Origin of the sequence: Bradyrhizobium sp. B097 (assembly GCF_038957035.1) — a bacterium.
In the GTDB taxonomy this organism is placed as follows: domain Bacteria; phylum Pseudomonadota; class Alphaproteobacteria; order Rhizobiales; family Xanthobacteraceae; genus Bradyrhizobium.
Window position 1 is genome coordinate 3400150 of record NZ_CP152412.1, and the last position, 20885, is coordinate 3421034.

The 20885-nt window shown below is 65.0% G+C and carries 24 protein-coding genes; 16 read left to right on the top strand and 8 right to left on the bottom strand.

Annotation, left to right across the window (positions count from 1 at the left end):
* Positions 1-12: 12 nt before the first annotated feature.
* Positions 13-831: a glyoxalase superfamily protein gene (locus tag AAFG07_RS15720; protein WP_342728066.1), complete on the bottom strand. Its 819-nt coding sequence runs from the start codon at positions 829-831 to the stop codon at positions 13-15.
* Positions 832-1128: 297 nt separating this feature from the next.
* Between AAFG07_RS15720 and AAFG07_RS15725 the strand changes: the two genes are divergently transcribed.
* The 6 genes from AAFG07_RS15725 to AAFG07_RS15750 all read left to right on the top strand — a co-directional run bounded on the left by AAFG07_RS15725 (position 1129) and on the right by AAFG07_RS15750 (position 5567).
* Positions 1129-1368, top strand: a complete 240-nt coding sequence (locus AAFG07_RS15725) for a hypothetical protein (RefSeq protein WP_342728067.1) — start codon at positions 1129-1131, stop codon at positions 1366-1368.
* 190 nt (positions 1369-1558) lie between these two features.
* The gene (locus tag AAFG07_RS15730) at positions 1559-2122 is read left to right on the top strand and encodes a histidine phosphatase family protein (RefSeq protein WP_342728068.1); all 564 of its coding nucleotides are present in this window, start codon (positions 1559-1561) and stop codon (positions 2120-2122) included.
* Positions 2123-2170: 48 nt separating this feature from the next.
* Positions 2171-3130 carry a LysR family transcriptional regulator gene (locus tag AAFG07_RS15735; RefSeq protein ID WP_342728069.1) on the top strand — a complete coding sequence of 320 codons (960 nt, stop codon included), beginning with the start codon at positions 2171-2173 and terminating at the stop codon, positions 3128-3130.
* Positions 3131-3218: 88 nt separating this feature from the next.
* Complete coding sequence (locus AAFG07_RS15740) at positions 3219-3929, top strand: SDR family oxidoreductase (RefSeq protein ID WP_342728070.1); 711 nt, start codon at positions 3219-3221, stop codon at positions 3927-3929.
* 22 nt (positions 3930-3951) lie between these two features.
* A complete protein-coding gene (locus AAFG07_RS15745; RefSeq protein WP_342728071.1) occupies positions 3952-4203 on the top strand; it encodes a 4-oxalocrotonate tautomerase family protein in 252 nt (83 codons plus the stop codon).
* 122 nt (positions 4204-4325) lie between these two features.
* Positions 4326-5567 (top strand): YbfB/YjiJ family MFS transporter, encoded by a 1242-nt coding sequence (locus tag AAFG07_RS15750; RefSeq protein WP_342728072.1) that lies wholly within the window; start codon positions 4326-4328, stop codon positions 5565-5567.
* On the opposite strand, the gene AAFG07_RS15755 is transcribed toward AAFG07_RS15750, so the two are convergent.
* The 4 genes from AAFG07_RS15755 to AAFG07_RS15770 form a co-directional block, all read right to left on the bottom strand.
* Positions 5564-6715 carry an aminotransferase class V-fold PLP-dependent enzyme gene (locus AAFG07_RS15755; RefSeq protein WP_342728073.1) on the bottom strand — a complete coding sequence of 384 codons (1152 nt, stop codon included), beginning with the start codon at positions 6713-6715 and terminating at the stop codon, positions 5564-5566. The two genes, AAFG07_RS15750 and AAFG07_RS15755, sit on opposite strands and share 4 nt — an antisense overlap.
* Positions 6716-6770: 55 nt before the next feature.
* Positions 6771-7658: a hypothetical protein gene (locus AAFG07_RS15760; RefSeq protein WP_342728074.1), complete on the bottom strand. Its 888-nt coding sequence runs from the start codon at positions 7656-7658 to the stop codon at positions 6771-6773.
* Between the two features lie 88 nt (positions 7659-7746).
* Complete coding sequence (gene fliP, locus AAFG07_RS15765; RefSeq protein ID WP_050631029.1) at positions 7747-8499, bottom strand: flagellar type III secretion system pore protein FliP; 753 nt, start codon at positions 8497-8499, stop codon at positions 7747-7749.
* Positions 8496-9425: a flagellar biosynthetic protein FliO gene (locus AAFG07_RS15770; protein WP_342728075.1), complete on the bottom strand. Its 930-nt coding sequence runs from the start codon at positions 9423-9425 to the stop codon at positions 8496-8498. The genes fliP and AAFG07_RS15770 overlap by 4 nt, the downstream gene beginning before the upstream one ends.
* A gap of 372 nt (positions 9426-9797) precedes the next feature.
* Between AAFG07_RS15770 and flgB the strand changes: the two genes are divergently transcribed.
* The 9 genes from flgB (at position 9798) to AAFG07_RS15815 (ending at position 18202) form a co-directional block, all read left to right on the top strand.
* Positions 9798-10208 carry a flagellar basal body rod protein FlgB gene (gene flgB / locus AAFG07_RS15775; RefSeq protein ID WP_342728076.1) on the top strand — a complete coding sequence of 137 codons (411 nt, stop codon included), beginning with the start codon at positions 9798-9800 and terminating at the stop codon, positions 10206-10208.
* An 84-nt stretch (positions 10209-10292) separates the two neighbouring features.
* On the top strand, positions 10293-10718 hold the full coding sequence (gene flgC / locus AAFG07_RS15780; protein WP_223970258.1) for a flagellar basal body rod protein FlgC: 426 nt from the start codon (positions 10293-10295) through the stop codon (positions 10716-10718).
* A gap of 26 nt (positions 10719-10744) precedes the next feature.
* Positions 10745-11056, top strand: coding sequence for a flagellar hook-basal body complex protein FliE (fliE, locus tag AAFG07_RS15785; protein ID WP_092115393.1), 312 nt, complete (start codon positions 10745-10747; stop codon positions 11054-11056).
* Positions 11057-11205: 149 nt separating this feature from the next.
* Complete coding sequence (gene fliQ / locus AAFG07_RS15790; RefSeq protein ID WP_050401183.1) at positions 11206-11469, top strand: flagellar biosynthesis protein FliQ; 264 nt, start codon at positions 11206-11208, stop codon at positions 11467-11469.
* Positions 11470-11487: 18 nt separating this feature from the next.
* Complete coding sequence (gene fliR / locus AAFG07_RS15795; RefSeq protein ID WP_166207227.1) at positions 11488-12258, top strand: flagellar biosynthetic protein FliR; 771 nt, start codon at positions 11488-11490, stop codon at positions 12256-12258.
* Between the two features lie 115 nt (positions 12259-12373).
* A complete protein-coding gene (gene flhB, locus AAFG07_RS15800) occupies positions 12374-13447 on the top strand; it encodes a flagellar biosynthesis protein FlhB (protein WP_342728077.1) in 1074 nt (357 codons plus the stop codon).
* 141 nt (positions 13448-13588) lie between these two features.
* Positions 13589-16168 (top strand): PAS domain-containing protein, encoded by a 2580-nt coding sequence (locus tag AAFG07_RS15805; RefSeq protein ID WP_342729163.1) that lies wholly within the window; start codon positions 13589-13591, stop codon positions 16166-16168.
* A gap of 246 nt (positions 16169-16414) precedes the next feature.
* Entirely contained in the window at positions 16415-17374 is a 960-nt protein-coding gene (locus AAFG07_RS15810) for a Tim44-like domain-containing protein (RefSeq protein WP_342728078.1), read from the top strand.
* Between the two features lie 201 nt (positions 17375-17575).
* Positions 17576-18202 (top strand): lectin, encoded by a 627-nt coding sequence (locus AAFG07_RS15815; RefSeq protein WP_342729164.1) that lies wholly within the window; start codon positions 17576-17578, stop codon positions 18200-18202.
* 142 nt (positions 18203-18344) lie between these two features.
* Here AAFG07_RS15815 and AAFG07_RS15820 read toward each other — a convergent pair whose 3' ends face one another.
* Positions 18345-18752: a DUF3606 domain-containing protein gene (locus AAFG07_RS15820; protein WP_342729165.1), complete on the bottom strand. Its 408-nt coding sequence runs from the start codon at positions 18750-18752 to the stop codon at positions 18345-18347.
* Positions 18753-18905: 153 nt separating this feature from the next.
* On the opposite strand from AAFG07_RS15820, the gene AAFG07_RS15825 reads away from it, so the two are divergent.
* A complete protein-coding gene (locus AAFG07_RS15825) occupies positions 18906-19613 on the top strand; it encodes a glutathione S-transferase (RefSeq protein ID WP_342728079.1) in 708 nt (235 codons plus the stop codon).
* Between the two features lie 105 nt (positions 19614-19718).
* Here AAFG07_RS15825 and AAFG07_RS15830 read toward each other — a convergent pair whose 3' ends face one another.
* Entirely contained in the window at positions 19719-20078 is a 360-nt protein-coding gene (locus tag AAFG07_RS15830) for a GFA family protein (protein WP_298377242.1), read from the bottom strand.
* Between the two features lie 9 nt (positions 20079-20087).
* On the bottom strand, positions 20088-20762 hold the full coding sequence (locus tag AAFG07_RS15835; RefSeq protein WP_342728080.1) for an isoprenylcysteine carboxylmethyltransferase family protein: 675 nt from the start codon (positions 20760-20762) through the stop codon (positions 20088-20090).
* Positions 20763-20885: the final 123 nt, after the last annotated feature.

Here is a 20885-nt window from a genome sequence, read left to right on the forward strand (position 1 = left end):
CGGCACGGGCTGTTACGGGCCGGGAGTCACCCATGCGGTCGAAATGATCCCCTTGTCGTCAAGCGCGATGCGCCAGTGCGCAGCACCGTTCGCCTGTCTGACGCTATAGACGTCTTCGCCCTGCTCGCCGACACCGAGAAAGCGGATCGCCTGGATCGTGCCGAGGTCCGCGAGGGGCTGAAGCCACGTCATCTGCTTGCGGGTCGCCGCCGCCAGCGCCGGGCTCATCTCATCATAGTTGGGATTCCCCGAGGCGATCCCATCGATCAGGCGGTGCAGCGCAGCCTCGGTTCCAGGGCTGGCCGACTGGTTCTTGACGCGCTCCGCCGTCTGGTCGGCGATCTTCCTCGCCGTCGCGGTGTCGATGCGCGCCATCGCAATATCGCTGCCGTTCTGATGCAGAATCAGCGAGGTGGCTCGTCCGTCCGGTCCGACGACGAAGCTGACCTGCGCGTCGACGATCTTGGCGAAGAATTCGGTCACGCTCTCCGCAAAGAACCGCACCGAGCGCTGTCCGGTCAGTTGCATCACCAGATGATGTTCGTCGGGGGTCACCGTGAACACGGCGCGGTCGTTGAGCTGATAGAACCCGGCATAATTGTCGAGCGTGGCTGAATCCACGGCGGTCTCCTGCCGCGCGGCGATCGGCGGTGATTCTGCAGTGAAGTCTGCAGCCGGCGCCGGCGTGCTCGGCGGTCCGGCGGCCTGTATCCGGGCGGACAGCGTGTTCCAGTCACGCAGACCGAGGACGTTGGCGATCAGCTCCAGGCTGTCGCTGTGGGTGAGGGGGACCGATTTGGCGGCGAGCGCTTCGCGCAGCGTCTGCGCCATGGCCTTGGCATCACGAAAGTCGCGCATGGGATCAACCTTTGCATCGACGAACGGAAAGCGTCAGGGGCTTGCGTTGCTGACCCGTTCGCGCGGGCAAAGGAAGCCTGAAACCTGGCTTGATACGTTCACCGTCCCCGGGCGGGGTGCAAGCGGCGGGTGGTATCGACCCGGACTAATGTTCGCCGGGGACCTGCAATTTGTCAATTGCAACAGCCCGTGATCGGGTGCGTCCTCTCGACATTCCGTTGCCAAATCGGCAACCATGGCTGATATCGCCAGCCGGGAGGACGTCGTCACATGAGCAAGCCGATCAAGACCGAAGCCGAACTCATCGCGATGGCGCGGGCCGAGTTGAAAGTCCATGTCGACTGCCCCGACGGCATCGACATCTCGGTGCTGCGCGACGGCGACAGCTGGGAATTCCGCGCCAGTGCCAACGAAGCCACGGTGGCGCGGCCCGGCTACCCCGAATGCGTCGCGATGCTGGTGCAGATCGGCGACCATCTCAGCAAGCAGTATGACGTGAAGGCCGACTAGCGCATGAATGTCCGTGGCCGCTTGCCCCAGGGGCGGCACGCAGGCGGACAGACATGCCAATGTTAACGCGATGGGCCACAGGCGACATTCCCGACCTCGATTGTTCAACTGAATTCGTGCTATCGCTTAGAGCTCTATTGAATCTAAGCATTCCCGTCCCATGCTTGCAGTCTTACGCAGCCGGAAAGCAATGCTCCTCCTCGCTTTGGCGGGTTCGCTGGCGATCTCGCTCGGACAAGCCTTTGGCGATGACGAACAGGTCTGGGCGGCATTGAAGCGAGGCGGCATGGTTGTCCTGCTGCGCCATACCCACGTCGATATGCGAGAAGGAATAGGGCACCTCGCGCCCGGAAACTGCGCCGAGGAAGTAAACCTTTCTTCCCGCGGCGTTGAGCAGGCCAAGCGGATTGGCGAGGCGTTCCGTGCGCACGGCATTGCCGTCGGAGAGGTCCGGACCAGCCCGTATTGCCGTTGCATCGACACCGGCAAGCTTGCGTTCGGTCGCGCGATGCCTTTCCAATATCTTATGCCGCCAGGCGTCTTATCCGAGAGCCAGGCGACATCGAATGAGGAGCGGGTCTTGCAAGACATCCATGCGTACCGGTCGTCTGCGAACTTGGTGATGATCACCCACGATCTCAACATCTCAAACATCGTTCTTGAACCATCGATCGCCATGGGGGATTTCTTTGTTCTTCAGCCCAATGGGACGAATTTCGATGTCGTCGGCAGCATTCAAATGGGCGGCAAGTAAGAGGTCGATCTCAGAGTTGATCAGGTTGCCTCCAGCGAAAGAGTCGTAATGGACCGCATCGACGCCATGAAGGTCTTCGTCGCGGCGGTCGACGAGGGCAGCCTTGCCGGAGCGGGGCGGAAACTGCGGCGCTCGCCGGCGGCGGTCAGCCGGGCGATCGCGTTCCTCGAACATCATGTCGGCGCCGAGCTGCTTCATCGCACCACGCGGTCGCTGAAGCTGAGCGACGCCGGCCAGCGTTACGCGGCGGCCTGCCGGCGGATCCTCAGCGAGCTCGAGGAGGCCGACATCTCGGCCGGCGGCGAGCGGTCGGCGCCGCGCGGCACGCTGACCATCACCGCACCCGTCGTCGTCGGCGAGGACGTGCTGCGGCCGCTGCTCGACGCCTTCATGACGGAACATCCGGCGGTGACGGTGCGGCTCGTGATGCTCGATCGCACCGTCAATCTGATCGACGAGGGCATCGACGTCGCGCTGCGCATCGCGCAGCTCGCCGATTCCAATTTTGTCGCGATCAGGCTGGGCGAGGTGCGCCGCGTGGTCGCGGCGTCGCCCGGCTATCTCACGCGGCACCCTGATATCAGCGAGCCGGCTGATCTCGCAAAGCACCAGATCATCGCGATGACGCATTTCGGGCTCGACTCCTGGAGCTTTCCGCCGGCCGCGAAGTCGAAGGTGGCGCGCGCGGTCCAGTTCGCGCCGCGCCTGGTCGTCAACACGGTGCGGGCGGCGGTCGCCTCGGCCAGCGAAGGGCACGGCGTCACCCGGCTGTTCTCGTATCACATTGCCGAGGAAATCCGTGACGGGCGATTGCAGATCCTGCTTGCCAAGGACGAGCATCCGGCTTTGCCGGTGCATCTGTTGGCGCCGCAGGGTCGCTTCGATGTGCCGAAGGTGCGCGCCTTCGTCGATTTCGCGACGCCGCGGCTGAAGCGCTATTTCGAGCGGCTGACGCGTGAGGCCAGCCAGGCCAGTCGTTCGCGTCGCGGAAGAGTGTCTGCCGAATAGCGGGCATTCGCACGAAATGCGGATGTATCTAGGTTGCTCTCCATCGAGGCGGTGCTGATGCCGCTTCAGCAACAGATGGAGAGAGATCATGGGTGCAGAGCAGAAGGTTGCGATCATCACCGGCGCGTCGCAGGGAATCGGCGAGGCGCTCGTCAGGGGCTACCGCGACCGCAACTACCGCGTCGTCGCCAATTCCCGCAGCATCAAGCCGTCGACCGATGCCGATGTGCTGGCGGTCCCGGGCGATATCGGCGATGCCGAGGTGGCCGATCGCATCGTCAAGCAGGCCCTCGCACGCTTCGGCCGCGTCGACACGCTGGTCAACAATGCCGGCATCTTCGTCGCCAAGCCGTTCACCGATCACACCGACGAGGACTACGCGTCGGTGCTCGCAACCAACCTCAACGGCTTCTTCTACATCACCCGCCGCGTGGCGAAGGAGATGGTGAAGCAGGGGTCGGGGCATATCGTTCAGATCACGACCAGCCTGGTCGACCATGCCAACAGCAATGTGCCTTCGGTGCTGGCTTCCCTGACCAAGGGCGGGCTGAGCGCGGCGACCAAGTCGCTCGCGATCGAATATGCCGCCAAGGGCATCCGCGTGAACGCAGTTGCACCCGGCGTGATCAAGACGCCGATGCACGCCCCCGAGACCCACGACTTCCTCGCCAAGCTGCATCCGGTGGGCCGCATGGGCGAGATGAAGGACATCGTTGACGCCGTGCTGTTCCTGGAAGGCGCGGGCTTCGTCACCGGCGAGATCCTGCATGTCGACGGCGGCCAGAGCGCCGGTCACTGACGAGCACGATCGGGAGCGTGTGATGCCTGTTGTCACCATCCAGGTCACGCGTGAGGGGACGACGCCGCGTGCGTCGTCCACCACGCCGGAGCAGAAGGCGGCGCTGATCAAGGGCGCCAGCGAATTGCTGCGCGACGTGCTCGGCAAGCCGATGGAATCGACCTTCGTCATCATCGAGGAGGTCGATACCGACAATTGGGGCTGGGGCGGGCTGCCCGCGCTGGAATATCGCAAGAAGCGCGCGGCCGCTGCGGCGGCGAAATCTTCCGACTGACGGCCCTTGCCACATCGAACTGGGCGCCTCTCCCGATCGGGAGAGGCAAGGCGTGATCGCTGTGAGCGATTGCTGCGATCGCAACTAATCATTTTTCACGAACGGTCGGAGGGCCTACTGCGATGTCCATGTCAGCCAATGTCGATCATCACAGGCGCCATCACGCCGAGCCGCATCGCGATGCAGGGGGGCCGCTGTGGCTGTCTGCAGCCGCGGGGCTATGCGCCTCGTTGGTCGGGCTCGGGCTGGCGCGCTTTGCCTACACGCCGCTGATTCCGGCGCTGATCGCAGAGAAATGGTTCACGCCGGCGGAAGCGGTGTATCTCGGTGCCGCCAACCTTGCCGGCTATCTCGCCGGCGCGCTGATCGCCCGCGATCTCGGCGCGCGCATCGGCTCGGTGTGGGCGCTGCGCGGTATGATGGTTCTGGCGGCCGCCACCTGCTTTGCCTGCGCGGTGCCGATCTCCTTCGTCTGGTTCTTCGGACTTCGCTTCCTCGCCGGCATCAGTGGTGGCGTGATCATGGTGCTGGCGGCGACCGCGATCCTGCCGCACGTCGCGCCAAGCAAGCGCGGTTTGATCAGCGGCGTGATCTTCGCCGGCGTCGGACTGGGCGTGGCAGCGTCAGGCACACTGGTGCCGCTGTTGCTGCAGCAGGGCATCAAGCAGGCCTGGTACGGCCTTGCCGTGCTGTCGGCGGTGCTGACATTGATCAGCTGGAAGGCATGGCCCGCGGAAGTGCCTGCCGCGCATGCTGCGGCCGAGCAGCCCGTTGCTGTGCAGAGTGTGCGCTCGCCGCTGGTGATCGCGCTGTGCGTGGAATATGGCCTCAATGCGCTGGCGCTGGTGCCGCACATGGTGTTCCTGGTTGATTATGTCGCCCGCGGCCTCGGGCAGGGGATCGCGGCAGGGTCGTACTACTGGGTGCTGTACGGCATCGGCGCCGTGATCGGCCCGCTGCTGACAGGGCATCTCGCCGATCGCGCCGGCTTCGCTGCGGCGCTGCGCGCTGCCTTCCTGATCGAGGCGGTTACGGTCGCGCTGCCCGCCGTGACGAACTCGCCCGCCGCGCTGATCGTGTCGAGCCTCATCGTCGGCGGCTTCACGCCCGGCATCGTGCCGCTGGTGATCGGCCGTATCCACGAGCTGATCCCGCACTCCGCTGCGAGCCAGCGCTCAGCCTGGGCACAGGCGACCACGACCTTCGCACTGTTCCAGGCGGCGGGCGCCTACGGCCTGTCCTATCTGTTCGCGCAGAGCGGCGGCGATTATGCGCTGCTGTTCGTGATCGGCGCGGCGGGCGTCGCTGTCGCGCTGGCGATTGAATTGTTCAGCGTCGTGGCGCTCGGACCCAAGCGCGGCTAGCCGCGCAGCGCTTTGGTCAAGACGGCGACGAGGCGGTCGACATCGGCCTCGTCGTTGAACACGTGCGGCGAGATCCGCATCCGGCCGAGCCGCAGCGCGACATGGATGTTCTCCGCGGCGAGCCGCGCGATCAGCTCCTTCGGAATTCCGCCGGCCATGCCGAGGCTTAGGATGTGCGGCGCGCGCAGGCCGCGCGCCAGCTGATTGAGCCCGAGATCGCGCACCCCATCGGCGATCCGCTCGTTCAGCATCGCGAGCCGCGCGCTGACGGCGGCAGCGCCCCATTCCGCCATCATCTCCATGCCGATCGAAGCCATCTCCAGCGTGATGAAATGATCGCGCTCGCCCATGTCGTAGCGCCGGGCATTGTCGACATAGCCGAGATCGCCGAAATAGACCGGGTTCTCGGAATTGACATCGCGGCGGCCGGCGGAGGTCTGCTCCAGCGGCACACCGTTCTGGTGGCGTTTTGCAACGTAGAGAAAGGCGCGGCCGTAGGGGCCGATCAGCCATTTGTAGGTTGGGAAGATCACGGCGTCCGGATCGAGCCGTGTCACATCCATCGCCACGACACCCGCGCTCTGCGTCGCGTCGATCACGAACATCGCACCATGCCGCCGCAGCGCCGCCTGCACCTTGTCGACGTCGATGATGCCGCCGTCGGACCAGTGCACCGACGAGATCGAGGCGAGGCCGACCGGCGGCGCGCCCGAGCGGTCGATCGTTGCTAGCACCGCCGATGTCCAGTCGCCGTCGGCGGGCTGGCGCACGGTGTCGACGACAAAACCCTGCGCCTCGGCGCGGGCGTGCCATTCCAGCACCGGCGAGGAGTGATCGTTCTCCAGCACGATGACGCGGGTGCCGCGCGGAACGGTCAGCGCCTTCGCCACGGTCGCTATGCCGTAGCTGATCGCCGGGATCAGCGCGACGTCATCAGGATCGGCATTGATCAGGCGTGCCGCCGCGCTGCGGGCGCGCTCATGCTGGCGGCCGGCGAAACCGGCGTCGATGGTCCAGGGCTGGCCCTTGCGTCCGACCGCGGCGCGGCCAGCGTCGAGCGTTTTCAGCGGCAGCGGGCTGTAGGACGCGGAGTTCAGGTAGCAGACCTCGCGTGGGATCTCGAACAGATGGCGCTGGGAGGGAAGCATGTCGTCTCGTGGCTGGGATTGCAGGTGATGTCGCGATGCGGACGAGCGCGCGCGCTCAACCGTCGTACTGGTCCGGCCCCATCGCCCATGGCGCCTGGTCGTAGCCGTTGGCGAAGGTGCGGTTGGTCTGCGCCGGATTGCGGTTGACCAGCGGCCGTAGATACATCGGATGGGTGGCGCTGCGAACCTCATGCTCGACGGTGAACAGATGCCGGCCGTTGGCGGGATCGACGATGTCGCAGAAGCGGTACTGGTACTGATTGTCCTCGCGGGACACCAGGTTGCGCGCGCGCAGCCGCTTGTAGGGGCCGGAGAAGTCCGTGATGTAGATCTGGACGTGATGGCCGTCGAACTCGCCGTGCGCCTGGTCGGTCTCGCGGAATTGCAGATACTGGTCCTTGCCGACTTTTGCGCGCGCGACGACGGCATCGCCGTTCACGACGCTGGCGGGGATGCCCATGATTTCGGGATAGAACCGGCTGATCGCCTCGGCGGTGCCGCGCGGCACCTCGAACTCGACATAGGGCATGCCGAGCGCGATGCGCCCGAACCGCGCGGCGTCCGGTTCAAAGCAGCGCAGCCGGTTGCCCCAGGGGCAGGTAGCCTCGACGTGATCGTTGTGCTCGCGATAGCCGAACGCGGTGCCCTCGAGCTTGGGCGCGACCGCAGCGAGCCGCTGGAGCAGGGCCTGCCGTCCGGCGATCACGATTCCCGTGTGGCCGCGCAACACCTGCGGCCGGCCGCTCGGCAGATGAAACTGGCTGCGGCCGGCATTGACCCACATGTTGCTGTCGGAGACCATCAGATAGGGATCGCGGGTCAGCCCGATGCCGGCGACGTAGAACAGCGTGGCGAGGCGCTGGTCCGGCACCTGCACGTTGACGTGCTCGAGATGGATGGCGTTGCCGAGGTCTTCTGCGGCGCGGTCGAATGGCTGCTGCACGGCGCGGCTCCCTGGATGCGGTGCCGCGCATGATAGTGCAACGGCACGGCCGATCCAGCTGACGGGCCATGAATGTTTCGCGGGGCTGCTACCCCCCGTAACTCTGCACCAGGCTGCCGGCGACCAGCGCCCAGCCGTCGACCAGCACGAAGAAGATCAGCTTGAACGGCAGCGAGACCACCACTGGCGGCAGCATCATCATGCCCATCGACATCAAGACCGAGGCGACCACGAGGTCGATGATCAGGAACGGCAAGAACAAGAGGAAGCCGATCTCGAAAGCGCGCTTCAACTCGGAAATCATGAAGGCCGGCACCAGGATGCGCAGCGACATCTCCTCCGGCGTCGCCGGCGGCGGCTCGCCGGAGAGGTCCATGAACAGCTTCAGATCCTTCTCGCGGACGTTCTTCTGCATGAAGCCGCGCAAGGGGACCGAAGCGCGCTGCAAGGCTTCCTCGACGCCGATCTGGTTGGCGACCAGCGGCTTGATGCCGTCGTCATAGGATTTCTGCAGCACCGGCCCCATCACGAAGGCGGTGAGGAACATCGCAAGCGCGATCATCACCGAGTTCGGCGGCGCGGTCGCGGTGCCGAGCGCGGTGCGCAGTAGCGACAGCACAACCACGATGCGCGTGAACGACGTCATCATGACCAGGATCGACGGCGCGATCGACAGCACCGTGAGCAGCGCGATCAGCTGGATCGCGCGCTCGGTCACGCCGCCATTGCCGCCGCCGAGATTGATGCTGATATCCTGCGCCATCGCCGGATCGGCGAAGGATCCGGCGGCGATCAGGACAGCGATGAAAAAAACTCTACGCGGGACCGCCCCGAACCTCACGAAGGATTCTTCGGTCGGCCGAGCAGCGATGCCATCTCGTCCTCGAGATTCTCGAAGCCGCTCTTCTGTCCGCCGGCGGGTGGGGCAGGCGGCTCGCTGCGCGGCGCGCGAACCGGCGGCGCCTCGGGCGCAACCGGCGGCGCGACGGTCTCGCCGGCGCCGGTCGGGCGGCGCAGTGCCGCCTCGAGCCGCTGCGCCATCTCGGCCAGATTTGCATCGGCGTTCGATGCCGGCGGCACCGGCGGAGGCGCCTGGGTTGCGACCGGCGGCGGAGCAGGGGGAGGCGGTGGCGTGACGGCACGCTCGGGCGCCCGCGGCGGCGCCTTCGGCGGCTCGGCAGCGCGCGGCGGACGCGGGATGACGGGTTCGGAGCGCGGCGGCAGGCGCGGCGGCATCGGATCGGGCCGCGGTTCGCTGCGCTCGGCCGCAAAGCCCGTCAGCGGATCGTTGCGACGCTCGGCGATCGGCGGCGGAGGCCGGCGCAGCTCGTCGGCGAAGGAGGGCCGTGCCTGACGCGGCGGCAGCTCCGGCTCGGGAAGTTCGAAATTGTCTGAGCGGGCGGCTTCGCTCTCGTTCCAGGCGGCATCCGGAAGCGGCGCCACGCGCGGCGGCGCGGCATCGGCTGCGACCGCGGGGCGGGTCGACATCTGATCGCGCCCCGGCATCGCGCGGACGATATTCGGCTCGACGACGATGTCGGTCGGGCCACCGATCATCAGCAGATGCTCGATGTTGTCGCGGCGGACCAGCACCAGCCGGCGGCGGCCATCGACGGCAGCCGCGTCGATCACGGCCAATCGTGGCATCCGTCCGCGATTGGCGTTGGCCCCGAGCCGGTTTCCGGCGAAGCGGCGGACGAGCCATGCGGTGACGCCGATCAGCGCCAGCACGACAACGAATGCCAAGACGAATGTAATGACCTGCATATTGGAGTCCCCGGCCATCGTGGCCTTCCTCAGCTTCCGCCATCAACGAGCGCGGATTGATAGGTGCGGTTTTGCGCAGCGAATCGCGCCCGAGATTCGCCTTATTTCTTAATTCCCAGCGGCTTGCAGCCGGCTGTTCTATTAATAAACCAAGAATCGCTTGTCCCAAAACGACTTCTCAGCGCCCCACGCTGTCTTGGTTTGTGCTGGTTAACGCAGCATTCGTGGCGAAAATGCGCTCGCCGGCCGCAGTTGCGGCGTTCTCCACGGCTCCGTCCGACATTTTAACCACCCGTTAACCATACACCGGGCAAATTCTGCCTACCTCGGAAGGCCCAAAGGGTCGTCCAAGAGGTTAACGGAGCCGCGGCGATGTCCATGAACGATCTGCCGATCCTGTCGGCGTTGCGCAGCAAGATGCAGTGGCACCAGGAACGCCAGCGGGTGCTCGCCGAGAACATTTCCAATTCCGACACGCCGAACTTCCGGCCGCGCGACCTGGTCGAGCCGAAGTTCGACCGTGCCGGCACCACGATCGGCGGCGGCATGGGGACGCTGCCGATGATGCAGACCAGCGCGACCCACATGGCGGCGTCCGGCGCGCCGGACACATTCGATAATGATCGCGGCAGGAGTGGGTTCCAGACCCGCCCGGCCGGCAACGCGGTCAATCTCGAGGAGCAGATGCTGAAAGTGTCCGCCAACCAGATGGACTTCGCGGCCGCCACCTCGCTCTACAGCAAGAGCCTGCATCTGCTGAAAACCGCGATCGGCAAAGGCTAGAGCATGATCCGGAAAAGTGTGAAGCGGTTTTCCGAAATGATCATGCTCAAACCAGCTACCGCCTGACGGCGCAAGGAGGATCCCATGGCAGATGGAACAAGCGATTTTGCCCGCTCGATGAGCATCGCGACCTCGGGCCTGCGCGCGCAGGCAGGGCGGATGCGGGTGATCTCGGAAAATATCGCTAACGCCGATTCGACGGCGCAGACCGCGGGCGGCGATCCCTACCGCCGTAAGGTGCCGACCTTCTCCTCCGCGCTCGATCGTTCGCTCGACGCCCAGGTCGTGACGCTCGGCCGGATCCGCCCCGACCAGTCGTCATTCCGCATCAAGCAGGAGCCGGGCAATCCGGCGGCGGACGCCTCCGGCAACGTCAAATATCCGAACGTCAATCCGATGGTCGAGATGACCGACATGCGCGACGCCCAGCGCTCCTACGAGGCGAACCTCAACATCATCAGCGCGACGCGGCGGATGATCCAGCGCACGCTCGACATCCTCAAATCCTGACGCAACAAGAACAGGGAACGTAAATCATGGCTACACCGACAGTCGCCGCCAACGCCTACGCCAACCTCGCGAAACTGATGGAGCGCGGCGGTGTCGAGAAGGCCGGGCAGGCCGTCGCCGGCCCGTCCTTCAGCGCGTTGCTGAAGGACTCCGTCGGCAGCGTGCTGGAGGCGGGCAAGAAGTCCGACGCGCAGACCATGGCGATGGCCTCCGGCAAGGCCAATGTGATGGATGTGGTGACCGCGGTCGCCGACACCGACGTTGCGGTGTCGACGCTGGTCTCGGTGCGCGACCGTGTGATCCAGGCCTATGAAGACATCATGAAGATGCCGATTTAGCCGTCATTCCGGGATGGTCCGAAGGACCATGCCCGGAATCCATAACCACGATCGGGAGTATGGATTCTCAGATGTGCAATTGCACATCCTAGCTCTCGCTTCGCGAGCCCCGGAATGACGAAAACAAACAACTGAAGGCGAGAACAACAATGACCGGCCCTGAAACTCTCGACGTGGCGCGCGATGCGATCTGGACCATCGTGCTGGTGTCGTCGCCTTTGATGGTGGTCGGCCTCGTGGTCGGCGTCGTGGTGTCGCTGTTCCAGGCGCTGACCCAGATCCAGGAACAGACGCTGGTCTTCGTGCCGAAGATTCTCGCGATCTTCGTCACATTACTGCTGGCGCTGCCGTTCATGGCGGACGCGCTCTCCAGCCACATGATGCGGATTTCGTCGCGAATCATCGGCGGTTGATGCACTAATGCCGCGGTCATGCGCATCGATGTCTCCCTGCTTCCGGCGCTGGCCGCAATCTTCGTGCTGGTCTTCGCGCGCGTGGGCGCGATGGTGATGCTGCTGCCCGGCTTCGGCGAGAGCAACATCCCGGCACGGGTCAAGCTGTCGATCGCGCTGCTGCTGACGCTGATCATCCTTCCCCTGCATCGCAACGCCTATCATGTCGACCTGACGTCGATCTCCTCGCTCGGCGTCCTGATGGTGCATGAGCTGATCATCGGCATCGTGCTCGGCGCGACCGCGCGGGTAACGCTGTCGGCGCTCAACGTCGCGGGCTCCGTGATTGCGCAGCAGCTCGGGCTCGGCTTCGTCACTGCGGTCGACCCGACCCAGGGACAGCAGGGCCAGATCGTCGGCAACTTCCTCACCATCCTCGGCCTGACGCTGCTGTTCGCCACGGACAGCCACTATCTCGTCATCGCGGCGCTCAGCGAAAGCTACCGCATCTTCTCGCCGGGCGAGATCATGCCGACCGGCGACGTCGCCGCGCTTGCGACCTCCGCGTTCTCCGCCGCCTTCAAGATCGGCCTGCAGCTGTCGGCGCCGTTCCTGGTGTTCGGCCTCGTCTTCAACATCGGGCTCGGCGTGCTGGCGCGGCTGATGCCGCAGATGCAGGTCTACTTCGTCGGCGTGCCGCTCGCGATCATGGTCGGCTTCCTGATCTTCGGCGTCGTGCTCGCGGCGATGATGAATACCTATTTCGACTACTTCAACGGCGTCATGCGCCAACTCGCTCCAATGAATTGATGAGTTAGAGCGTTTTCGAGCGAAGTGGGAATCGGTTCGCGTGAAGAAAACGCGTCAAAAATAGGGGCCGCAGAACATGATGCGATCAAGTCGCATCATGTTCTAGGGAGAAGAGATGGCCGACGATACCGAAGACAAAACAGAAGACCCTACGCAAAAACGTCTCGATGACGCTCTTGAGAAAGGCGACGTCGTCAAGAGCCAGGAGGTCAACACCTGGTTCATCATCGCCGGCGCCACGTTGGTGCTGTCGACCTTCTCGGGCTCGATCGGCGGCGGCATCTTGATGCCGCTGCGCAATCTGATCGCCAATTCATGGATGATCCGCACCGACGGTGCCGGCCTGCTGCAACTGACCCAGACGCTTGGTTACGCGGTGGTCGCCGCGATCGGCGTGCCGTTCCTGATGCTGGCGCTGGCCGCGATCGCGGGCAACATGATCCAGCATCAGCTGGTGTGGTCGGGCGAGCAGCTCAAGCCGAAATTCTCCAAGATCTCGCCGGCGGCCGGCTTCAAGCGGCTGTTCGGCAAGCAGGCGGTGGCGAACTTCCTCAAAGGCCTGTTCAAGCTGATCGCGCTCGGCGTCGTGATGGTCATGGTGCTGTGGCCCGATCGGCTGCGGATGGAATCGTTCCTGCGGGTCGACCCGGCCGAGCTGCTGCCGGCCATCACCGGCATGACGGTGCACCTGCTGGCGGCGGTGGTCGCCCTCCTCGCCGTGGTTGCGATCGCCGACTACTTCTTCCAGTACCGGACCTGGTACGAGCGTCACAAGATGTCGCTGCAGGAGATGAAGGAGGAGTTCAAGCAGTCGGAAGGCGACCCGCACGTCAAGGGCAGGATCAAGCAGTTGCGGGTCCAGCGCGCCAAGAAGCGCATGATGGCCCAGGTTCCGAAGGCCTCGGTGATCATCACCAACCCGACCCACTATTCGGTGGCGCTGGCCTATGATCGCAGCATGTCGGCGCCGATCTGCGTCGCCAAGGGCGTCGACAGCCTCGCCTTCAAGATCAGGGAGATCGCCAAGGAGCACGACATTCCGATCGTGGAGAACGTGCCGCTGGCCCGGGCGCTCTATGCGACCGTCGAAATCGACAAGGAAATCCCGGTCGAGCACTACCATGCGGTTGCCGAAATCATCGGCTACGTGATGCGGCTGAGGCGCGGCCTGTCCGGCCTGCGCCAGTAAGGGGCGGAAAACCGCTTGAAATGCGCGTAACTTGCGAAATTGCCGCCTGATGGACTTGCGTTTTCGGGTCCGATTCAGGCACTCAGGGGCGAGGTGGCCGGCCGGTCGCCTTCGTGATGCAGACGAGCCATGTCTCTCCAGATGACCGCCGATAGCAACGATCCTCCCGCGACCGAGCCGTTCGTGGCTCACGGGCCAGCGCGGCGGAGCGGCAGTATCCTGCTGGTGCTCCTGATCGCCACCGGCATCGTCGCGGTGGCCGTCTGGCTCATGACCATCGGCCGGACCCAGGCGCAGCCCTATATCCTCTTTGTGCTGGCGCTGCTCGCCACCGTCGGGCTGTTCAACCTGTTCGCCCTTGCCGCCGGCATCATCCGCTTCTCCGACCGCACGAGCGACGACCCGGTGATGGGCCGGATCGCCGACCACGCCCACGAAGGGCTCGTCGTCACCGACTCCCGCGGCCACGTGGTCTATTCCAATGCCGCCTATCTCACGCTGACCGGCGCGGCCGGCCCGCAGGACGTCCGCCCCGTCGAACGTGTCTTCATCGGCAATCCCGACGTCTCCGAGGCGGTGTTCCGCCTCCTGAAGGCGGCGCGCGAGGGCAAGCGGCAGCAGGAGGAGGTCCGTGTCGCCGGGCACGAGGCCGGGCAAGGTAGCGGACAAGGCCGCTGGCTGCGGCTCAGGGTCCGCCCGCTCGGCGAGGGCAAGCGCGATGCGAGATATGCGGTGTGGTCGATCGCCGACGTCACCCGCGACCGCGAGCGCCAGGAAGACGTGTTCCAGGAGCTGCGGCACGCGATCGAATATCTCGATCATGCGCCGTGCGGCTTCTTCTCGGTCAATCCGGCCGGCGAGATCGCCTATATCAACGCCACGCTGGCCAACTGGCTGGACTACGATCTGGCCGAGATCGGCTCGGGCGGCCTGAAGCTGACCGACATCGTCTCGGGCGACGGCGCGGCGCTGCTGACCTCGATCGCGGCGGTGCCCGGCGAGGTCAAGACCGAGGTGTTCGACATCGACCTGCGGATGCGCGGCGGCAAGACCGTGCCGGTGCGGCTCTATCACAAGCTCGCCTTCGGCGCCGACGGCGCGGCGGGCGCCTCGCGCACGCTGGTGATCAGCCGTGCCCGCGACGAGCATTCCGATCCGGAGCGCGCCGCCGAGGTGCGCTTCATGCGCTTCTTCGACCATACGCCGATGGCGATCGCGACCGTCGATCGCGGCGGCAACGTGGTCGGCGCCAATGCGCGGTATGCCAAGCTGGCGCAGGGGCTGGACGGCGACGGCGGCGCGGCTAAGTCGATATTCCGCGCGGTCAATCCGCGCGACCGGGGCCTGTTGATCGCCGCGATCAACCAGGCTGCCGAAGGCCAGGGCGACATTGCGCCGGTCGAGGTGATGCTCGACGGGCCTAAGGAGCGCTCCGCCCAGTTCTTCGTCACCACCGTCGAGAAGGACGAGCGCGACGCCGAGACCGCGATCGTCTACATGCTCGAGACCACTGAGCGGCGCGCGCTGGAAAACCAGATCAACCAGTCGCAGAAGATGGAGATGGTCGGCCAGCTCGCTGGCGGCATCGCGCACGACTTCAACAACGTGCTGTCGGCCATCATGATGGCGAACGACTTCCTGCTGAACGCGCACAAGCCGACCGACCCGTCGTTCCAGGACATCATGCAGATCAAGCAGAATGCCACCCGCGCCGCGACGCTGGTGCGGCAGCTGCTTGCGTTCTCGCGCCGCCAGACGCTGCGGCCGCAGGTGCTCGATCTCGGCGACGCGCTCTCCGACCTCACCATGCTGCTGCGCCGGCTGATCGGCGAGAAGGTCAAGCTCGACGTCGTGCATGGCCGCGATCTGTGGCCGGTCAAGGTCGACGTCTCGCAGTTCGAGCAGGTGGTGGTCAATCTCGCGGTGAACGCGCGCGACGCGATGCCCGACGGCGGCAAGCTGATCATCCGCACCACCAATGTGCCGACCGAGGAAGCCGCCCAGCTCGCCAACAAGGGCATGCCGGCTGCGGACTATGTGAAGATCGAGATTTCGGACACCGGCACCGGCATTCCGCACGAGATCATCGACAAGATCTTCGAGCCGTTCTTCTCGACCAAGGAAGTCGGCAAGGGCACCGGCCTCGGCCTGTCCACGGTCTACGGCATCGTCAAGCAGACCGGCGGCTTCGTCTATGTCGATTCCGTGCCGGGCGGCGGCACCACGTTCCGGATCTATTTGCCGCGGCATCACCAGGAGCAGGAGGTTGCACCGGAGACGCATGCCGGCAACGGCGCGGCAAAGGAGACTGCTACCGCAGAAGCGGCCAAGCCGAAGCCGGATCTCACCGGGCAGGGCACCATCCTGCTGGTCGAGGACGAGGACGGCCTGCGCTCGCTAAATGCGCGCGGCCTGCGTTCGCGCGGCTACAGCGTGATCGAGGCGGCGAACGGCGTCGAGGCGCTGGAGGCGTTCGAGGAGAACAACGGCAAGGTCGATCTCGTCGTCTCCGACGTCGTGATGCCGGAGATGGACGGGCCGACGCTGCTGAAGGAAATGCGCAGCCGCAATGCGGAGCTGAAGATCATCTTCGTCTCGGGCTATGCCGAGGACGCGTTCGAGAAGAGCCTGCCGGAGAACCAGCAGTTCGCGTTCCTGCCGAAGCCGTTCACGCTGACGCAGCTGGTTGCCGCGGTGAAGGAAACCATGACGGCGAACTAGGCCCGGGCGACGAGCCATGATACCCCTTCGCTTCCCGCAGGGCAGGGCAATGTTGCAATGCGGTCGCGGTTGAACCTGAGCCCCATCTCGCGCTAGGACGCGCTGTCGCATCCACAAGGACCATAGTGTCACATCGCCGCGACCGAGGGCCGCAGCCGCGGTTCCCGTTTCCCGCTTCACTTTTATCGGGCCCTGCCCATGTTAGGGGCGTTTCCCCATGCCGGGGAATCCTTTGAGGAAACCAACATGAATTTCTCGCAACGCACGCGTGGAATTGTCCGGGCGATCGCCGTCGCGATGGCGCTGGCGCTGCCGGTGATGATGACCGTTTCGGCGGCCGACGCCCGCGTTGGTGGCGGCGGCTCGCGCGGCTCGCGGACGTTCTCCGCGCCGCCCTCGACCAGCACCGCGCCGGGTTCTGTGGCTCCGATGAACCGTACCTTCAGCCAGCCTGGTAGCCCTGGCATGGGCTCGCCGGCGGCGGCGAATTCCGGCGGCCTGTTCGGCCGCGGCGGAATGGGTCGCGGCCTGCTCGGCGGCCTGGCCGCGGGCTTCCTTGGCGCCGGCCTGTTCGGCATGCTGTTCGGCGGTGGCCTGTTCTCGGGTCTCGGCGGCCTGTCGTCGATGCTCGGCCTGCTGCTGCAGATCGGTCTGATCGTGCTGGTGGTCCGGCTCGCGATGTCGTGGTGGCAGCGGCGCAATACGCCGGCGGCCGCCTACGCGGGTGGCCCCGACGTCGGCCCTGGTCCGCAGGCCAACGCCCGTTCGGGCTTTGGCTTTGGCCTCGGCGGCGGCTCGAACGCGCCGGTCGAGATCACGCCTGGTGACTACGAGACGTTCGAGCGGTTGCTCGGCGACATCCAGGCGGCATGGTCGAACGAGGACATCGCGAAGCTGCACACGCTCGCGACGCCGGAAATGGTGTCGTACTTCTCGAAGGATCTCGAGGAGAACAAGGCGCGCAACGTCACCAACAAGACGTCCAACGTGAAGCTGTTGCAGGGCGATCTGGCGGAAGCTTGGCGCGAAGGCGACAGCGAATATGCGACGGTCGCGATGCGCTACGCGCTGGTCGACACCATGCTGGAGCGCGGCACCGGCCGTCAGGTCAGCGGCGGGCAGCCGGAGGAGGTCACCGAGGTCTGGACCTTCGTGCGCCAGCGCGGCGGCAACTGGGAGCTTTCGGCGATCCAGCAGACCAACTGATCGATAGCCGGTCACGACAAGTACAATGCGCCGCGGCATTAACCGCGGCGCTTTTGTTTTGTGGGCTTCATTCGCGTGTCGTGGTGCCGGAATATCCGGACACGCTGCGGGTTGATGTCAGCGGGCTAAAGCAACCATCGGGAGAACGAGATGAAGTTCACTGCGCATATCGCGGTTCCTGCCTGTCTTGCGTTCGTCGTCATGGCCGCGCCGCCGGTTGTGGCGCAGACCGCCGACACCAGCTTCTTCGTGACCAGCAACGGCATCGGCAACGGCGGCAATCTCGGCGGGCTCGCCGGCGCCGACAATCATTGCCAGACCCTGGCGCAGGCCGCGGGCTTCGGCGCGCCGAAGACATGGCGCGCCTATCTCTCGACCCAGGCGGCCGATGGCCAGGTAGCGGTGAACGCGCGCGATCGCATCGGCAAGGGCCCATGGAAGAACGTGAAGGGCGTCGTGGTCGCCAAGGACGTCGCCGATCTGCACAGCGCCGGCAACAATCTCACCAAGCAGACCGCGCTGTCCGAAAAGGGCGAAATCATCAATGGTGCCGGCGACACGCCGAACCGCCACGACGTGCTGACGGGATCGCAGGCCGACGGTACGGCGTTTGCGGCCGGTGAGGACCGCACCTGCAAGAACTGGACAAGCAGCACGCAAGGCGCCGCGATGGTCGGACATTTCGACCGCAAGGGCCTGCGCGACGACGAACCGTCAAAATCCTGGAATACGTCGCATCCTTCGCGCGGTCCTGACGGCGGCTGCTCGCAAGCCGACCTGAAGAGCACCGGCGGCGACGGCCTGCTGTACTGCTTCGCGGCGAATTGACGGGACAGGTGGGCGGCGCGTGACAATCCGTCGTCATTGCGAGGCGCAATAGCGACGAAGCAATCCATCTTTCCGCGCATGCGGCGCGATGGATTGCTTCGCTTCGCTCGCAATGACGAGGAGAGCGTCCCAGCGGCCGCGCTCAGCTCTTTTTGCGCTTGCCGGCCTTCTTGGCGGTCTTCTTCGCAGTCTTCTTTTTCTTCGCGGTTTTCTTCTTCTTCGCGAAATAGGCCTCGACCTTCTTCGAGGAATGTCCGACCTCGGCCACCGCGGCCTTGAGGCGGGCAGGGGTTACCTTGAACTTCTTCGACCAGTAGCGGACCTCGTAGGGCTCGCTGATCGCGATCCGCGCGCGATCGGCGGCCATGTGCCGCTGCTCCTTGAAATGGGCTTCCACCTTCTTGGCGGAATGCCCGACCTTCTTGACGGCCGCCTTGAGCTTTGCCGGCGTGACCTTGAACTTCTTGGACCAGTACGCAACTTCGTAGGACTCGCTCAACGCGATCAGAGCGCGATCTTGTGCGCCCCGCTTCTTCTTGTTGTCCGCCATAAGTTGACCCTTCATCGAAGATTCGATGCTGGAACCTTAGCAGTCTCCGCGCAGTTCGGACAGACGCGCGGTGCGCGGTGGACGATCTGACCACACCACGGCTACGATCACCGTGAAGCAAAGCGATGCGGTGAAGTTTGTGGAGGTAAGTGCATGCACTATCAGCTTTACTACTGGCCAATGATCCAGGGCCGCGGCGAATATGTCCGGCTCGCGCTCGAGGACGCGGGCGCTGAATATACCGATGTCGCGCGCGGCAAGGGCGGCACCGGCGCCATGATGAAGATGATGGACGCGCACAAGGGCACGCCGCCCTTTGCGCCGCCATTCCTCAAGGCCGGCCAGCTCGTGATTGGGCAGACCGCCAACATCCTGCTCTATCTCGGCCCGCGCCATGGCCTCGCGCCGAAGGCGGAGGCGGGAAAGCTCTGGGTGCGCGAGGTGCAGCTGACGATTGCGGACTTCGTGCTGGAAATCCACGACACCCACCACCCGCTCGGGCCGTCGCTGTATTACGAGGACCAGAAGGCGGCGGCGAAGAAACGCACGGAAGAGTTCTGGAAATCGCGGGTGCCGAAATATCTCGGCTATTTCGAGGATCTTGTACGGGCCAATGGCGGCGGCTTCGTCACCGGACGCCGGCTGACTTACGCCGATCTGTCGTTGTTCCAGATCGTGGAAGGCCTGCGCTACGCCTTTCCGAAGCGGATGGCGGCATTCGAGAAGAAGGTCCCGCGCCTGATTGCGCTGCGCGACCGCGTCGCCGAGCGGCCGAACATCAAGACGTATCTGGCAAGCGAGCGGCGGATTCCGTTCAACGAGGAGGGGATCTTCCGGCGCTACAAGGCGCTGGATATGTAGGCATAGTCATTCCGGGGCACGCGAAGCGTGAACCCGGAATCCAGAGGTGTGGCGCGAGATTCCGGGTTCGACGCTGCGCATCGCCCCGGAATGACTGCTTCGTAGTCACCTGTTCCGCCCGTCCACCGGCGTCATCGCGATCTTCGACAGGTCGATGCCGTCGATGCAGTTGACATTGAGCGCGACGATGTCGGCCCCATCGGGCTTCTTGCCGCGTGCGAACACGTCGACGCCGCAATCGACGCAGAGCTGGTGGCGGATCGCATGGCGGTTGAAGAGATATTCCTTCAGGTTCTCGGCGCCGGCGCGAAGCTGGAAGCTCGATGGCGGCATGAACACGAAGTGCAGGCCCTTCTTGGTGCAGATCGAGCAGTTGCAGGCGGTCACCATGGCCATGTCGGTGGTGCATTCGAAGCGCACCTGGCCGCAATGGCAGCCGCCGGTGTAGGTCTTGCTCTCTGCCATGATGGTCCCTCACCACAGTCCGGGCACGAGGCGATAGCGCACCCGCGCCGCGTAATCGGCATAGCCTGACAACCCCGCCATCAGCGTGCGCTCCTCGATCCCGGTGCGGAACGCGAACATCGCGAAGAACACCGGCACGAAGGCAAGGCCCCACCAGGAGCCGAGCGTCAGCGGCACGCCGATGAAGAACAGCATCACGCTCGCATACATCGGATGGCGGACCAGCGCGTAGGGCCCGGTCGAGATCACGTGATGGTCGCGCTCGGTCTGCACCTTCACGACCGGCGCGGCGAACGAATTGGTGCGGAACACCCAGAGGATCAGCGCGGTCGAGGCCAGATACAGCACCAGGCCGAGCACGATCAGCAGCACGCCGGCGTTGGCGCCGCCAAAGCGGCGATCGAGCCCCATCGCGACGAACCACAGCACGGCAATGATCAGGAACACCAGCATGAAGCGCTTGTCCTCGGCGGGCTGGCCCTCACGCGCGGTGAGCCGCATGCGCTCGGCCAGCAGGCCGGGATCGACCTTGGCAAGCCACAGCCCGCAGCCCGGGCCGATCAGCGCCGAGGCGATCAGGTAAGCCCACGCGCCGGGCCAGTGCAGCGTGCCGGCGAAGCCAAACAGCAGCGCGGCCATGGCGAGGACGAACAAGGTGTTCTGCAGGAGGAGCTTTGCGATCATGGGCGGGCTCCGTGATTCCAGCCGCGATTATCGCACCCTTTTTCCGGCAAACCTGCGACCGCAGTGATCAACTTTCGGAGCAGGTGAGGTGTTCCTGCTCCGTCCCTGCATCATCTCTGCATT